Source organism: Bacteroides caecimuris (assembly GCF_001688725.2).
Classification (GTDB): domain Bacteria; phylum Bacteroidota; class Bacteroidia; order Bacteroidales; family Bacteroidaceae; genus Bacteroides; species Bacteroides caecimuris.
Window position 1 is genome coordinate 2,797,503 of the sequence record NZ_CP015401.2, and the last position, 14,890, is coordinate 2,812,392.

Genomic DNA, 14,890 nt, shown 5'->3' on the forward strand with positions numbered 1-14,890 from the left:
TGAGTAATACACAAGTAAAATCGAGATTTCGGCAAATATAAAGGCTAAACGGGCGTATTATCAGTAACATTGGAAGCCTCAACAAAGGTGCTGAAATCGAACTTTTAAAGGTAATTGTGAGTTACGTTTTAAATATGCGCTCAAACCATATTTGCATTGATGAAAAGTAACCAGCTTAGATTTGAGCCCGTTAACCGTTAGGAGAATATTCCTAACGGCTGATTATCACACCCTAAATTATACATCGGGGATTCTCCCTATGAGTGAAAAGTAACTGGTCGAAATTTTGGCACGTTAACCTTGTTACTTGATTATCAAGCTAAGCGGAGATTTCCGCCCACATAAAAAGGAGCAACACACAAAGTATTGCTTCCTTATTACTCGTCACATCGTCACGACGGAACGGTCAAATAATATAAATATTGTATGAATGATTAGCCCTTCAAAAACAAAGGGCAATACCTTTGGTTGTTTTCGTCATCTCGACGACTAAAATACTATTTGATACGGCAAAGATATAAAATTAGCGGATTATATCAAAAGCGGATTGATGTCTCCACAAAATTGTGGGCAGATACCGGAAAACACAGCTAAAACCTGTTCAGTAAATGCAAAAGGAAGTTTGCGAGTACTACCCCAACTTGATATCACAGATTGTGATTTCAAGATAGCCCACTCATCCGACGTTTACACATATAACCAGATAAGCATCTAAATAAAAATATAGCAAAAAAGTTATGTTTTTATTTGGTGGTTTATAGCAAAAACGCTATATTTGTACCGTCTTAAACAAACGGTCTTTTAAATTATGAAGTACAATCAGTTTTTTGCGGAACTTACCGCAGCAGGTTGTTACGTTCTCAGGCATGGGGCAAACCATGATATTTGGTATAGCCCTAAAACGGGAAACAAATTTGCTTTGTCAAGGCACGGCAAACAAGAAGTACCTACCGGAATGGAACGTAAAGCAAGAAAGGTTCTTTTGGGGGAATAATCCCCCAACCTTTTGCGCTTCATACCTAAAAGGCTGTAAATGTTGAGGCAATGGGGTACGGTATATTGCCGTACTCCTATTTTTAAAGCAATGGATATGAAAGTAACTGTAATCATGGAAAAGGCAAGCGATGGGTATTACTCATGCTTTGTTGAGGAAGATTTGTCCGGCTTTGGTTTGGCTGGATATGGAGATACGGTAGAAGCTGCCAAAGAGGATATGTTGAAAGCGTATGAGGAAATAAAGGAGATGCAGACAGAAGAAGGCAAGGAAGTGCCGGAACTGGAATTTATCTACAAATATGATATGCAATCCTTTTTCAACTATTTCTCATTCTTGAATGTTACTAAGGTTGCGGAGCTGGCGGGTATTAACGCTTCATTGATGAGGCAATATACTTCCGGTGTGACAACAGCCGGACAAAAGCAATACGATAAGATACGGGTGGCAGTGGAACGTATATCTAAAGAACTTTCCGCAGCTACTTTCTAAAGATAGTGTACCGCTGTGAAGCGAGACCGTTTAATTAAGACAATGAAGCCCCGTCCCAATAATCACCGGAACGGGGCTTTTTATTCAACAGCAACCTAACAGCACCTTAAATAAGAATTACTTAAATTATTGATATTTAATATTATAGTACTTTTCATTTGCAGAATTCTACAAGTAAAATACAATGCGAAATTAGCCTATCTTTAGTTTCTTATTGTCCTGGAATAAAGAATAATACTTCTTTCTAGCATTAGCCTTTTCTTCATCTCGCACTCGCTTTCGTTCCGAATCAATTCTTTTCGCCGATATTGCATCTACCAGTTCATCTACATTTTTCATCTTAGTACTTACGTAAGTTCTTCTATTTAATCCTATTTCTGTCATCATATTACGATCTTGAATTATATTTAACAGCTTATTATATTGACGTTTGGTAGTATATTTATCATATACCCTTTTTAAAGTCTCATCCTTTAGTAACAACTCCAGTTCCTTCTGGTTTATCGCTCCAAACATCCTACATTTTATCATTTCCGATGTTGTTTGGGCGAAATCCTTATCTCCAATTATAGATAAAATACCCATGTACATAGCCCACATTGCACGATCATCTGCCGTCATGGTATCTTTTAGCTTATAGAGATTACTCATAACTTCCCCGTTCAATAGAACAAAAGAGCATTTGCCTAAATCATACCTCATTTTATACTTTTCTACAGTATTAAGTGTATATTTCACTGTATTCGTTTTCAAGTTCAACATATAAAATACTTGGCGTACTCTATACCATTCTAAAACCTGGTCGTAAAATGATGGATTCTCTTTACTATAATCATTCAGGTATTCAATCTCTAACTCTGGGGCAAAGTTCTCATTTTCGAAGCCGTTATAATCTTCATCATAAGGGAATTCATCCATTTTATCGTATTCCTGTACTAGTTTATCGGGTAGTTCCTCTATTGATCTATAGATACAATAAACAAAGTCTTTGAGAGCATTACTTTCTATTATGTCAATCTTTCGAGACGTACAAAAGATTCCAATATCATACATATCATTGATTGCTTCTTTTTCGTAGATCATACCTCTCAATAGCGATAGAGGTATTAGGATAAAAGGATTTTTATTCATATCTTTGTTTCGGTATTAACAAGAGGACATTCCATCGTGACGATGTGGTGTCCTCTTTCTGTTTTATAATTGCAAAGGTAAAGAACTGTTTTTCTTATTCAAAAACGAAACAATAAATAGATGTTAAAAATGTACCTCTTAAATAAGTACATACCTATGCATGTACCTATGTGCGTACCTATGCACGTTCCTCATTAATAACTATATTTTTATAACTATATTATTAATAACTATTTCTTAAGGTTACATCATCAATTAAAAATTGACGATGCTCCCACCCAAAAACATGATGGTGAACAAAAAAACATCAAGGAAGTAGATATAAAAACGCCCGCACAGGTCAGCAAACCATGTACGGGCGTTCTCTTTATCAAATCTCTTATTTAGTCCCTACTGAGGCTCATAACCTTCGTAATAGTACGATTGTGTAATACCCTTGAATATAACTTCTCTATCATCTACTCGGTTGGTTAATCTTTGATGTAACAAAGTTCGCAGTTCCAGATCATTAATCGGGCTTCTTTCCATAGCTTGCAAATAGAGAACCTTATCCACATTCTGCCAATCAATCACCATGCCAAGACGTTTTTTCAGAATCATATCAAGCCAAATGCGCATAGTACGACCGTTACCTTCCATAAACGGATGAGCGATATTCATCTCCACATATTTAGCAACGATTTCCTCAAATGTCGTTTCCGGCATCTTTTCTATTACCGGGAGCATCACATCAAGATACATGCAGTTGGCAAAACGAAAGTTCCCCTTTGCTATATTCAAAGTACGTATCTTTCCGGCAAAGCTATACAATCCCTCAAACAGATAGCGGTGTATGTCACACAATCCTTTTACGGTTCCTACCTCGATACGGTCTATATCTCCAGTCTCAAACAAAGCATGAGCTTTTGCAAGGCTCAACTTATCTATTTCATTTGTATTCATACCCTATTGCATTATAGATAAATATCTTTGTAAAGAGGCTATTTCGGCCTCAACAACAAGCTTTTGAAAGGCTTCCGGCTTATTCTCTGTGTGAGATCCTTCCAGTGCCTTATAATAGCTTATTTTATCCTCATTGCTGCCTTTTAAAGTAACCAATGTATACCCATTCCGTAAAAGATAAAGATTCATCAATAAACGTGACGTTCGCCCGTTTCCATCAATAAACGGATGAATACGTACAAGTTCGTCGTGAAGATATGCGGCTATAAGTACCGGATGTACTTTTTCTTCTTCCATCTGCCGGAACTTTATCATAAAATCCTCCATTTGTTTCTGTATCAAATAAGGCTGAGGCGGCATGTGGGTACTACCGGAAATCATAACGGGAACGGTACGGTATTTCCCGGCATTTTCACGGTCTATTCCGTGCAAGATAAGAGCGTGTATTTCTTTGATAGTACGTTCACTTATCTCTATATCCTTCTTCGCTATATCTTTGATATAATCAATAGCCTCGCTATGATTGATAGCCTCCAGATGTTCACGCATAGACTTGCCGGATATGGTAACTCCTTCATTTACTACTAATGCGGTTTCCTGTAATGTAAGGGTATTACCTTCGATCCGGTTACTTTCGTAAGTATATTCTATATCCAAGGCATCCTGTATCTTTTGCAGCGCATCTTCCGGTAATGGACGTAAAGCGGATAACTCCCCTTTGAGTGTGTCAGCTTTATCTAACAACAGTTTTAAATCTTCATTCATGACTATTCTACTTTGATGGTTTCTTTTTATGAGCGATTTTCTTTATATCCTCATCTAATTCTTTAATGCTATTCAAATGCTCTAATCTTTTTTGGGCTTCCTTGTATTGGGCATACTCTTGACCTACTTTTTTAACCGCCAGTTCATGGGATATGGTACCTGCACATTCTAAGATTGTTTTTTCGTTCATAGTTAATACCATTCTTAATTTATCTATCCAATCTTTCATATACATTGGCTTGTGTTGTAAAGCTTGTGTTTCCGCATAAGCTAGATATTGTTCTACTATCAACTTCAACACGCCTATTTCTTCTTCATTCAAATAGTTTTTGCCAATAAGTACATCAGCCTTCGTTACTTTTCCCGGTTTTGAAGTGGAAGTAAGCCCCATCATGGGTAGCGTAGCATTAGAACGATAGTATATGAGTTCTGCGGCCGTTTTCCCGCTTACAGCCCAAAGAAGTTTATTTTGTACTTCCTTATAAAATGTCAATGTCATCTCATCGGACGGATCATAATCTATACTTGTAGCGTAAATATCCTTCACCTGTTGATAGAAAACCCGCTCTGATAGCCTTATCTGTCTGATTCTATCTAAAAGTTCTTTAAAATAGTTCATGGAAGAACCGGAAGTAAATCGCTCATCGTTTAATGTAAATCCTTTAATGATATATTCCCGTAGTCGTTGCGTTGCCCAAATACGGAACTGTGTACCTTGATGGGATTTAACACGATAACCAACAGATATAATTACATCAAGGTTGTAATAGTTGGTATCATATTCTTTTCCATCAGATGCAGTTGTTCGGAAATTCCGAACTACTGAATCAATATTCAATTCTCCTTCCTCAAAAATATTTTTAATATGCTCACTAATGGTTGATTTAGATTTTCCAAACAACTCGCATATTTGCGCTTGGGTTAACCAAACCGTTTCTCCTTCAAACAAAACATCAACCTTAATATGTCCGTCTTCCGATTTGTATATTACTATTTCTCCGTTTTTCATATTTATTCTACTTTGATATTATAAAACGATTTCTCCGCTTTCTATTCTATCCAGCAACCGGGACAAGTCCGATACGCTATTTATATTGTAATTGGTATCTCTTATGCGGATTACTCCAATAATACCACCGGAAGAAGAAGGTGCAAACAGCTCTGTAATATCAACCTCTAAAGCATTGGCAATCCTTTCCAGTGTTTCAAGCGTTGGATTTCCATTGATAGCCCGGCTTAAACTTTCTTGCTTAATACCCATCTTTTCCGCAAGTTGGCTCACTGTGATGCCTTTTTCTTTACATACTTCTTTTATTCTCATGATAATGACATTTTAAGTTATAATTCAATTTATGTGCAAATATAGGAATAAATAACTCAAAAGTTATATCTCATAGTTAAATATAGTTTAAAGCATCATTATTTTTCATTTAGATAATTGTGGTTATGATATTAAGAGTTATATTTGCGCTGTAATAATAACAATAAAAGTTATAAAGATATGGCACGTTACGATTTAAGCAAAATAATGAAGAGAGCTTGGGCACTATTTACGAACGCCCGTGCAAAGTACCCAACATTCGCCGATGCACTCCGTAAATCTTGGAGCATGGCAAAATTTGAGGTTAAAGTAGCCGAAGAACGCCAGACAATCGAAGCGGAGACAAAAGCACGTGAAGCAAAGGTACGTGAAGAGAACGAGCAAGCCGCCATTAGTTCGGTTCTTCTTCGTGCACAAATCGAAGCCGACCGGATCAGAAGAGAAGCGGAAGCCAAAGCGGAACGCATGAAAGGCGAGATAGCAGCACGCAAAGAGGGTATCTCTTACAATGAGTATCAAAACCGTATTAGCCGTGCAATGGGCTACGGGTGTGGCTCGTATTGTGGTGATTGATTATTAACCCGGTGGGGTCAGTGAAATAACGACCCCATCATAAAATATACACTATGACAGAAACAAAGGTTTACAAGCTCCACGAGAGCAAGCAAGTAGAAGATATTGCTACCTTGCTAAAGATAGAAGGAATAAAGCATAATGTATTCGAATACGAAGAGTACACAGCAATAGAAGTGACCGGCACACCATTAGAGATAATAAGAGCCTCCACGATATACCAACAGGTTACAACCATTGAATTATAACGAGATGGAGACAATGAAAAAAGGAGTAATACGCATGGCATCACTCCCTACTAGAATCAATCCGGTAGGCTGTTATTCTACCTTGATATTGATATTTTTACCGCAGTTGGGGCAGGTGATGGAAACTGTATCTTTCTTGGGTTGCTCGAAGAGTTCGGTAACAGGTACACATAAGGCATCGGCAATTTTGTTCAATGTTTCAACAGTAGGATTTCCGTTAACCATATTTGAAAGATTAACCCTGTTAATACCCATCTTATCGGCAAGCTCTGTTATAGTCATGCCCTTTTCTTTAATAACGTCTTTAATTCTTAAGTTCATAGTCGTAATGTTTTAGTTTACGATGCAAATATAAACATTATTATTAAATGTAATGCTTTTACGGTACAATTATTAGTTAAAGTAGTGTCAAATATATCTTTTTATTTGGCTACATGTACCGTAATATGTTATATTTGCGCCATAAACGAAATATAAAACGGTACAATAATAAATACAATAACATGGAGATATTGATAGTATTTGGGTGCCTGTATCTAGGCTACCGGCTTTTCAAGAAGCCCGGCGAACACTTTTTTGATATTTAATCAATAATTGGAAAATTTAAAGTCGATTGACCCACTATTATAAAAGTCTTCTGACCCACCTTTATAACCGAAACTGATCCGCTGTGATTATAATAAAAATTGCCCCTATATAATTACCATATTTCAGTCTTGTTTTCGTACTTTACAAAGCATTTTAACCCGGTATTATTAACCGAATAAAATTTTAAAGAATGAAAATAAGAATCAAGCACATACTGCGGTGTTATCAGTCAGGAATGAGTATCCGCGGTATCAGTTCTTCTCTCCTTGTTTCACGTAATACAGTCAAACGTTATATCCGTATATACGAAGATATGGGTATAGAACTTGAGCGTCTGTTGAAAATGGACGAGCAGCATCTGCATGAGCTTTTCGGTACGGAGACTGACAAAGAATCGTCTGGATCTGCAGAGTATAAGTATCTTCAAGAACGTATACCTGATTACATGAAACGACTTAAGGTCCGTGGGACAACAAGAAGGTCCTTGTATGAGGAATATCTTAAAAATCGTCCACAAGGTTACAGCTACTGTTCTTTTTGTTTGTATATCAGACGAGAAAGGGAAGTAAAGATTCCTGTTGGACGCATAGATCATATAGCCGGTGATCAGATGTATGTGGATTTTGCCGGTGACAAACTTTATCTCTCATACGAAAGAACAGGCAATAAGGTTCCCGTAGAAGTATTTGCCGCCATACTTCCATGCAGCCAGATTACCTATTACGAGGCTGTACCATCACAAAAGAAAGAACACCTTATCCAGGCATGTGAAAATGCTTTCCATTATTTTGGAGGTGTCCCCAATGCCATAGTTCCAGACAACCTGAGATCAGCCGTAACAAAGCCTGGAGGTGTTGAACCTGTAATCAATGACGACTTTGCTGCATTTGCAGACCATTATGGATGTGTTGTCTTCCCGGCAAGAGTACGAAAGCCTAAAGACAAAGCTCTGGTTGAGAATGCTGTAAGACTGCTCTACAGGGAGGTGTATTCAAAGATGACGGGATTGAAATTCAATGATCTTGAAGCCTTGAACATAGAAATAATGAAGCATACGGATGCGTTGAACAGCCGAAAGATGTACAATCGCAACTACAGCCGTCGGGAACGTTTCCTCGAGGTCGAGAAAGACAGGCTGCATACATTGCCGGCAACAAAATTTATATCAAAAAGCCGGAAAACGGCAACTGTCATGAGAAACAGTTATGTATCGCTTAACAATCACTATTACAGTGTTCCTAAAGAGTATATCGGCGATACTGTAGAATTACTGTATGATGGGGACACAGTGGAGATATATCATAAGTTCAGACACATAACGACACATCGAAAGGATGATACACCTTTCACTTATTCAGAAAAACCGTCCCACAAACTTTCGGGAGTGCCACATGAATACAGAATCAGAATGGATGATATATACCGCAAGGCATGTGGAATTGATCCGGTATTGGAAGAGTACATAAAGCGTGTGGCCGTTGCCAAGAAATATCCGGTCCAGGCCGTACGTTCAGCCGATGGCATATTAAGTCTTGTGGAGCGTTTCGGACATGACAGGGTGGTTCTTTCATGTCAGGTGGCAATGGAATTCGGTATGTTCGGATACAACGAACTTGAAAGTATTCTGGTAAACAGGGAAGATGAGAAGTATCATGTACAGATGGAGGGACAGGCTCCAGAACTTACCCCCAAACACAGAAATCTCAGAGGCAAGGATTATTTTAACTCTAAAAACATGGATAAAAATGACAAGTAATAATAAAACAAGCAGAACTGTCGGAAAAAATATGGACAGAATAATGGAACTACTCTCCAAGTTACGTTTTTACGGTATGCTTGAAACATATAGAAATGACTGCAGGACCACATCCTCTGATGGTATGACAAACGATGAGTTTCTTAAATGGCTTCTTGAAAGCGAATATGATTACAGACGCAATGTAAGCATTGAGAGACTGATAAAGTCTGCAAACTTCAGATATAAGGCATATATGGAAAAAATAGACTATACCATAAAACGTAACCTTGACCGTAACCAGCTTGAGAGACTTGCATCTCTTGATTTTATAAGAGACGGACAGAATGTTTTCATCACGGGAAGCTCCGGTACAGGTAAAAGCTATATAGCTTCAGCCATAGGATATGAGGCATGTAAGAATGGAATAAAGACTTTGTATTCAAATGCGTCAAAGCTTATGGGACAGCTTAAAATTGCCAAAAACAAGGGCACTATAGAATCTGAGATGAAAAAAATAGAAAAGTGTCAACTGCTGATTCTTGACGATCTGTTTCTTATAGGACTGGATGCCAGGGAAAGGTCAATCCTTATGGAAATAATAGAAGACAGACACGGATTAAAATCAATCATAATAACATCACAACTTCCTGTCGAAAGCTGGTATGATGCAATTGGTGATCCTACAGTAGCTGACGCAATCCTGGACAGAATTGTACATACAGCACACAAGATTGAACTTACCGGGGATTCTGTAAGAAAGATTAATGCTAAAAAGAAATAGTATATATTGTAGATTATTATAATTGAAAATGACCCGGGTTAAAATGCATTTTTCTTTATTTAAATCTAATATTTTTTTGATGGGTCAATTTAGAGTATAATAGTGGGTCAATCGACTTTAAATTTTCCACAAAGAACGAGGTGCTGGAAAAGGAGATTCCGCAGTTGCAGGAGATAGCGGGCAAGGTGTGGAAAAAGGAGGACGAGCTGAAACAGTTGAAGTCCGAACTTGCCGCGCTTGACCGCAAGATCCAGCTGGAACTTGCGCCGCCTACGCCCGAAGCCGCCGGAAAGGAGAACGACGGGCAGGAGGTCAGACCGGATGCGGAAGGTGTACGGAACTTGCCGTCACAGCATACCGAGGAAGCTCCCCGGATTCGCAACCCAATGAATGAACGAAGTCCATCGGGCAATGAAATTGCCGACCATGTCATCATCGGACGTCCGGGTTTTCAGTTAAAGAATGAAAACCGCCCGAAAGGGATAAAGATATGACCCATGCCATTACAGACCGACCGCACTGTTATGCAGACGCGGTCGGTCTATCTATCTGAATATGGAAGATTCTTCAGCGTTTCTTACCTGTATCTCAAGATAATGTCCTATCTTTGGAAGATAAATATCAATCAATTTAATTTTATCATGATAACCAACCGTGAAGAAGTGCTTGAAAACGCACTGCGCGTTTTCGCCAAGATGAATTATGAGAAGGCAAGTCAGGTAGAGATCGGAAAAGCCTGCGGGCTGACGAAAGCCGGGCTGGTGTACTATTATCCGATAAAGCTGGATCTTTTTGTTGCGGTTATAGATAAATATGTTTTCGGTATGCAGTCGGTGGCAAATAAGTTTCGTTTCAAGGCTGCCACCCTGTCGGAATTTATCGAACAATATATAAAAGGTGTGGAACAGACCATGCGGAAACTCATATCGCTTCTTGATGACGGCAACAATCCGGCAGGATGCAGCTTCAATTTCTATTATTACCATCTTATGATGCAGGTACGGCTTTATTATCCGGATGTGGAGGAAAAGATAGCAGGCATGTTCCGGCAGGACTACGAGTTTTGGAGAGCCGCCATACAGTCGGCAAAGAACACAGGGGAGATACGGCAGGATGTGGACATCGAGGACACAGCCATGCTGTTCCGGCAGGTGTTTTTCGGTCTGTCCTTTGAGCAGTCTTTTTTGAGGGGGCTTGACATACAACGGCTTGCAAGGGAACTGCGCTTCGTCTATTCGCTGTTAAAAGCCTGAAATGTTAAAATTCGAGCGGTTTTGTGTTGTACAACCGTCCGCGATAGCAGGTAAGCCATAAAAAGAAAGCCGTCCGGATTTTGGGCGGCTATTTTTGTGAGGGTTTCCAGCGGTCGGGAAGCAGGTCGCGGTATTTTTCGATCGGGGTGTTTGGCGGCCATGCGGCACATCGGTCGATGATGTCACAGAAGTAGTCGAAGACGTTGACTCCGCACTGATGGCAGGTGATGGCCAGCGAGTGGTACAGGGCGGCGGCTTCGGCTCCGGAGTGGGAGCCGATTGTCAGTCGGCGACGGGTCAGGGATATGTAGCGGTTGATTCGCTCGACTTTGTTGTTGTCAAGTCTGTAGGTGGGTGAGGCGAAGATGCGTGGTATCACGTCCCATTGTTTAAGCGCATGTTCGGTGGCGGCAAGCAGCGGGTCGTCGGGTGGCACGCCGATGCGATTTTTGACCGCTGTCAGTCTCATGCGGATTTTCTCGAGCATCACTTTGGAGTATCGTTGTCTCCACTCAAGGTGCTTTTCCGCCGTCCATCCGTCTTTGCCTATGCGGTGCTGATGCTCGAAGTGGTAAAGGAGTCCGAAGAGCTTTGCTATTTCCTGCGCCTGCGGATTGTCTTTCAGGTCGAGGAACTTCCGCTTTATATGCTGCAGGCATGGCAAGCGTTTTATCCCGCTCATCTCACCGATTCCGATATGCCGGTATCCCGAGTAACAATCGCATTGGAACGCTCCGTTGAAGCCTTTGATATGCTGCTTGAAGACTTCGGCAGAGCGGGAACCGTCATCATAGAAGAAGTATACAAGCCCGGTTGTCATGCCGACGAACACCCAGATGTAGCCCTTTTTGATCTTCCTGCCCGAGGGAGTGGCCACCTGCAGCCGCACTTTCTGATAGGTCTCGTCACCACAGATATAATTGTCTTCGACAACTGCCGGCCCGAGAGCCTTGTACAGATTCTCCAGATGAACCCTTACCTTGCTGATCAGTTTTTGTGCCGTGCCTTTGTCAAGGTCGAAGCCGTGGGCACGGAAGTATTCGACTGCATTTTCAAGTGGCATGCAGTGGAGATAGCGTAGCTCGGCGAGTCCGGCAATGAAGGAGGATGTATACTGCGAGTTCAGCAGCGGCGTGGCGGGAGCAGAGCCTTTGTATATTTTCTCGTCCTGCACATATTTGCGTACCTTGTAGATTATTTTCTTGAAGCGCATCGGCTCCATGACGTAGCGCACGACATCGCACTCGCCGATAAACGTCGCCGCCTCGGGATTGAAGTCGGGGCTGTCCGGCTCCACCACAACCGTCTCTACCTCGCACTCGGGATGGGTCTTTCTCCTGGCTCCATTGTTGGTGCGTTTCTTCTGTGGCCTCTGTTCCGGAGTTTCTGATACGGCAGGAGCCGGCATCGGTTTTGTCTGGCGCTCTGACGGCGAGCCCTGCAGACGCTGCACGGCCTGACGAGCAGCTTTTTCTTTGCTTAGTTCCGCGCCTTTCCCTTTTACAGCATCCTCCAACGAGGCTATCTGTTTGCGCAGCTCATCTACTGTTGCCACCAGTCTGTCGTTGGTTGACTGGAGTTTTTCATTGGATAAAGTAAGAGAGCTGACAGAGGACAACGCCTCGTCAAGTTGTCCTTGAAGATACTCGATCTGACGTTGCAAAAACTCTATCAACTCGTTCTTTTTCATGGTGTAAAGTTACAAAAAATATCTGACATTTGCAACTTTCTACACCATTTATTTATTTGATTAACAAATTATTAAGCCTTATTTTACAGCCATTCTGAAGCGATTCTCGACCGTCACCTTCACAGGCGTGAGCCCCCTCATCAGCATATAGAAATCGTCCCATTGGAGCCTGCGCACGCCGTCATCGCCCTTTTTAAGTACCTCCCGGAAACGACCTTGCGACAGTCTTTTTGTGTACATCAAAAATCCGTCACCATCCCATTTCAGAGCCTTCATGGACTTGCGGTCTTTGGAGAAAAACACATACACATCGCCCGATGCCGGAGAGTGCCCCTTCCACGACCACACCATCTGGGTCAGACCGCGTATGCCGTAACGCATCGACACCGGCTGCTGGCATACCCATAGCCGTAACCCCTGCTCAAGACCCCACATGACCGACCTCCTTTCCCATCTTTCTGACGAACTTTGCAATGACAGCAACATCAGTATCAGCTGGAAAGCTGACCGCCACATGACCGTCGACCTTTACTGTTATCACATTGCCCGTGTCAGCCGGAAGAAAACCGGCCTCCTCAAAGATGACATCCTCGAAAGGCACCTCCTCAGACTTATTGTTACCCGTGCCTGTCGGTCCTGTATATCCGGGCAATCCGGCCACACGTAAATGCTTCCGATACAAATAAGAATGCAACTGACCGTATGTTACACCAAAACTCCTGCAATAAGAAGATAAGGTCCCGGGCTGTCTGCCTTGTGCGCATAATTGCTTGAACCGCTCATAAATTTCCCCGTAAAGGCGACTATTTACGCAACAATATCCCGGCAAGGTCTTTATATCCTGAAACTCGCTCTTGAGCAATTGCCGCATCTGACTCTGATCTACACCGTTGGCTATGCAATAGGCTCGGAACGAAGACGGCTGTCTTCCTTCGGCACACAGTTGCTTGAATGACAAGAAAACCTGCCTGTAAAGTTCAACTTTTCCCATAAATCAATTTTTAGGGCAAAGTTAGAAACTTTACAGGCAGGCTTCAATACGCTATCGCGGACGGTTGTACTTTGTGTTTTCAGCCGCTTTTTTTTGTGTTAAAAACAAACCAATCGGTTTGTTTTTCGGATTATTTCGCTAATTTTGGGGTCATGGAATCTATAGCCGGGAAATTATGGATAAGATACTAAAACAACGTGGCAGCATCGTCCTGCATAAAGACAGGTACAACGGTGAGGAGTGCATCCGGGTGGACTACGCGGACAGCCAAGCCATAACCCTGCTGCTGGCACAGGACACCGACGTGGCTGCGGTCGTGGACGGCTCCGGCTACATTCCAGCCACCGTTTTCCGCCTTCCCGCCTTCTATGAAGGCTATTCTCCGCACGCCTATATTGACTACAGCCGTGTATATGTACGCCATCCCAAGCCAAAACGGGAATATGTGCTGCCGAAAGGCTATCTTGAACTGCTGGAACAGAAGCGTTACAGCCCTTCGACCGTCAAGACCTACAAGGCTTATTTCAGCGACTTCATGGAATATCACAAGGGGCGTAACATCGACCGTCTGAAAGTGCCGGACATCAACAAGTACATACTCTATCTTGTGAACGAGAAGAAAATCTCGGTGTCGCAACAGAATATGCGCATCAACGCCATCAAGTTCTACTACGAGCAGGTGAAAGGCGGCAAACGGCAATACTACGGCGGCATCACCCGTGCCAAAGAGTACAAGAGCCTGCCCGAAGTGTTGAGCCGCAACGAGGTGCGGCGCATTCTTTCATGTCTTGCAAACCGCAAGCATCGCTGTATGATTTCGTTGATTTATTCCGCAGGATTGAGAAGGAGCGAGTTGCTTAACCTCACTCCGCAGGATATTATGAGCGAACGTATGCTGATTCGCATTATGGGCAAGGGCAAAAAATGCCGCTACTCGCTGCTGTCGGAGAAGGTATTGTGCGAACTTCGGGAATATTTCAAGGAATACCGTCCGAAGAAATGGCTGTTCGAGGGCGATACCCCCGGAGAAAAGTATTCGGCAAGCACACTGGTGAAAGTGTTGAAGGAAGCCGCCGATCGTGCGGGCATCAAGCACCGGGTACACGTACACATGCTGCGGCACTCTTTCGCCACCCATTTACTGGAGCAGGGTACGGACCTGAGAACCATACAGGAGCTTTTGGGACACAACGACATCAAGACTACGAGCATCTACCTTCATGTTACAAGTGCCCACAAGTCGAGCATACCGAATCCGCTTGATTCATTGGACGATTCATGAATGTTGTCCCGTCATTATATAGTGAGAGCAAGAAAGAATAGATTACGGCAATGTTTGATATGATACATCAATAAATGAAAAAAGAGGTCAGATACATAACA

Annotated in this window: 17 protein-coding genes and 1 pseudogene; 9 read left to right on the forward strand and 9 right to left on the reverse strand. The window is 41.9% G+C overall.

The window, feature by feature from the left end; genetic code table 11:
• Nucleotides 1-808 precede the first annotated feature (808 nt).
• Both A4V03_RS12175 and A4V03_RS12180 read left to right on the forward strand, forming a co-directional pair.
• Entirely contained in the window at nucleotides 809-994 is a 186-nt protein-coding gene (locus tag A4V03_RS12175; protein WP_005652458.1) for a type II toxin-antitoxin system HicA family toxin, read from the forward strand.
• A 96-nt stretch (nucleotides 995-1,090) separates the two neighbouring features.
• On the forward strand, nucleotides 1,091-1,486 hold the full coding sequence (locus A4V03_RS12180; protein WP_236588635.1) for a type II toxin-antitoxin system HicB family antitoxin: 396 nt from the start codon (nucleotides 1,091-1,093) through the stop codon (nucleotides 1,484-1,486).
• 192 nt (nucleotides 1,487-1,678) lie between these two features.
• Here the strand turns inward: A4V03_RS12180 and A4V03_RS12185 are convergent, their stop codons facing one another.
• The 5 genes from A4V03_RS12185 to A4V03_RS12205 form a co-directional block, all read right to left on the reverse strand.
• The gene (locus A4V03_RS12185) at nucleotides 1,679-2,617 is read right to left on the reverse strand and encodes a hypothetical protein (RefSeq protein WP_141243593.1); all 939 of its coding nucleotides are present in this window, start codon (nucleotides 2,615-2,617) and stop codon (nucleotides 1,679-1,681) included.
• Nucleotides 2,618-3,007: 390 nt separating this feature from the next.
• Entirely contained in the window at nucleotides 3,008-3,559 is a 552-nt protein-coding gene (fic, locus tag A4V03_RS12190) for a protein adenylyltransferase Fic (RefSeq protein ID WP_065539087.1), read from the reverse strand.
• Nucleotides 3,560-3,562: 3 nt separating this feature from the next.
• Nucleotides 3,563-4,324 carry a Fic family protein gene (locus A4V03_RS12195; protein WP_065539088.1) on the reverse strand — a complete coding sequence of 254 codons (762 nt, stop codon included), beginning with the start codon at nucleotides 4,322-4,324 and terminating at the stop codon, nucleotides 3,563-3,565.
• A gap of 7 nt (nucleotides 4,325-4,331) precedes the next feature.
• Nucleotides 4,332-5,333: a RhuM family protein gene (rhuM, locus tag A4V03_RS12200; protein ID WP_065539089.1), complete on the reverse strand. Its 1,002-nt coding sequence runs from the start codon at nucleotides 5,331-5,333 to the stop codon at nucleotides 4,332-4,334.
• Between the two features lie 18 nt (nucleotides 5,334-5,351).
• A complete protein-coding gene (locus A4V03_RS12205; RefSeq protein WP_008774737.1) occupies nucleotides 5,352-5,645 on the reverse strand; it encodes a helix-turn-helix domain-containing protein in 294 nt (97 codons plus the stop codon).
• 180 nt (nucleotides 5,646-5,825) lie between these two features.
• Here A4V03_RS12205 and A4V03_RS12210 point away from each other — a divergent pair, with 180 nt between their 5' ends.
• Both A4V03_RS12210 and A4V03_RS12215 read left to right on the forward strand, forming a co-directional pair.
• Nucleotides 5,826-6,218, forward strand: a complete 393-nt coding sequence (locus A4V03_RS12210; protein WP_162223488.1) for an SPFH domain-containing protein — start codon at nucleotides 5,826-5,828, stop codon at nucleotides 6,216-6,218.
• Between the two features lie 53 nt (nucleotides 6,219-6,271).
• Nucleotides 6,272-6,466 (forward strand): 2-C-methyl-D-erythritol 4-phosphate cytidylyltransferase, encoded by a 195-nt coding sequence (locus A4V03_RS12215; RefSeq protein WP_065539091.1) that lies wholly within the window; start codon nucleotides 6,272-6,274, stop codon nucleotides 6,464-6,466.
• Between the two features lie 72 nt (nucleotides 6,467-6,538).
• On the opposite strand, the gene A4V03_RS12220 is transcribed toward A4V03_RS12215, so the two are convergent.
• Nucleotides 6,539-6,787 (reverse strand): helix-turn-helix domain-containing protein, encoded by a 249-nt coding sequence (locus A4V03_RS12220; RefSeq protein WP_065539092.1) that lies wholly within the window; start codon nucleotides 6,785-6,787, stop codon nucleotides 6,539-6,541.
• A gap of 457 nt (nucleotides 6,788-7,244) precedes the next feature.
• Here A4V03_RS12220 and istA point away from each other — a divergent pair, with 457 nt between their 5' ends.
• The 4 genes and pseudogenes from istA to A4V03_RS12240 all read left to right on the forward strand — a co-directional run bounded on the left by istA (nucleotide 7,245) and on the right by A4V03_RS12240 (nucleotide 10,826).
• Nucleotides 7,245-8,810 (forward strand): IS21 family transposase, encoded by a 1,566-nt coding sequence (istA, locus tag A4V03_RS12225; RefSeq protein ID WP_065538200.1) that lies wholly within the window; start codon nucleotides 7,245-7,247, stop codon nucleotides 8,808-8,810.
• A complete protein-coding gene (istB, locus tag A4V03_RS12230) occupies nucleotides 8,800-9,573 on the forward strand; it encodes an IS21-like element helper ATPase IstB (RefSeq protein WP_065539093.1) in 774 nt (257 codons plus the stop codon). Before istA ends, istB begins: the two co-directional genes overlap by 11 nt.
• Before the next feature lie 107 nt (nucleotides 9,574-9,680).
• Nucleotides 9,681-10,067 (forward strand): annotated as a pseudogene (locus tag A4V03_RS12235) (hypothetical protein); the annotation flags it as partial.
• A gap of 147 nt (nucleotides 10,068-10,214) precedes the next feature.
• Complete coding sequence (locus A4V03_RS12240) at nucleotides 10,215-10,826, forward strand: TetR/AcrR family transcriptional regulator (protein WP_065540408.1); 612 nt, start codon at nucleotides 10,215-10,217, stop codon at nucleotides 10,824-10,826.
• Nucleotides 10,827-10,914: 88 nt separating this feature from the next.
• Here the strand turns inward: A4V03_RS12240 and tnpC are convergent, their stop codons facing one another.
• The 3 genes from tnpC to A4V03_RS20800 all read right to left on the reverse strand — a co-directional run bounded on the left by tnpC (nucleotide 10,915) and on the right by A4V03_RS20800 (nucleotide 13,507).
• Nucleotides 10,915-12,516, reverse strand: coding sequence for an IS66 family transposase (gene tnpC, locus A4V03_RS12245; RefSeq protein ID WP_084081121.1), 1,602 nt, complete (start codon nucleotides 12,514-12,516; stop codon nucleotides 10,915-10,917).
• A 78-nt stretch (nucleotides 12,517-12,594) separates the two neighbouring features.
• Nucleotides 12,595-12,951 (reverse strand): IS66 family insertion sequence element accessory protein TnpB, encoded by a 357-nt coding sequence (tnpB, locus tag A4V03_RS12250; protein ID WP_065538284.1) that lies wholly within the window; start codon nucleotides 12,949-12,951, stop codon nucleotides 12,595-12,597.
• Nucleotides 12,938-13,507, reverse strand: coding sequence for a hypothetical protein (locus A4V03_RS20800; protein WP_065538285.1), 570 nt, complete (start codon nucleotides 13,505-13,507; stop codon nucleotides 12,938-12,940). Before A4V03_RS20800 ends, tnpB begins: the two co-directional genes overlap by 14 nt.
• A 175-nt stretch (nucleotides 13,508-13,682) precedes the next feature.
• On the opposite strand from A4V03_RS20800, the gene A4V03_RS12255 reads away from it, so the two are divergent.
• Nucleotides 13,683-14,789, forward strand: coding sequence for a tyrosine-type recombinase/integrase (locus A4V03_RS12255; RefSeq protein ID WP_065539094.1), 1,107 nt, complete (start codon nucleotides 13,683-13,685; stop codon nucleotides 14,787-14,789).
• Nucleotides 14,790-14,890 lie beyond the last annotated feature (101 nt).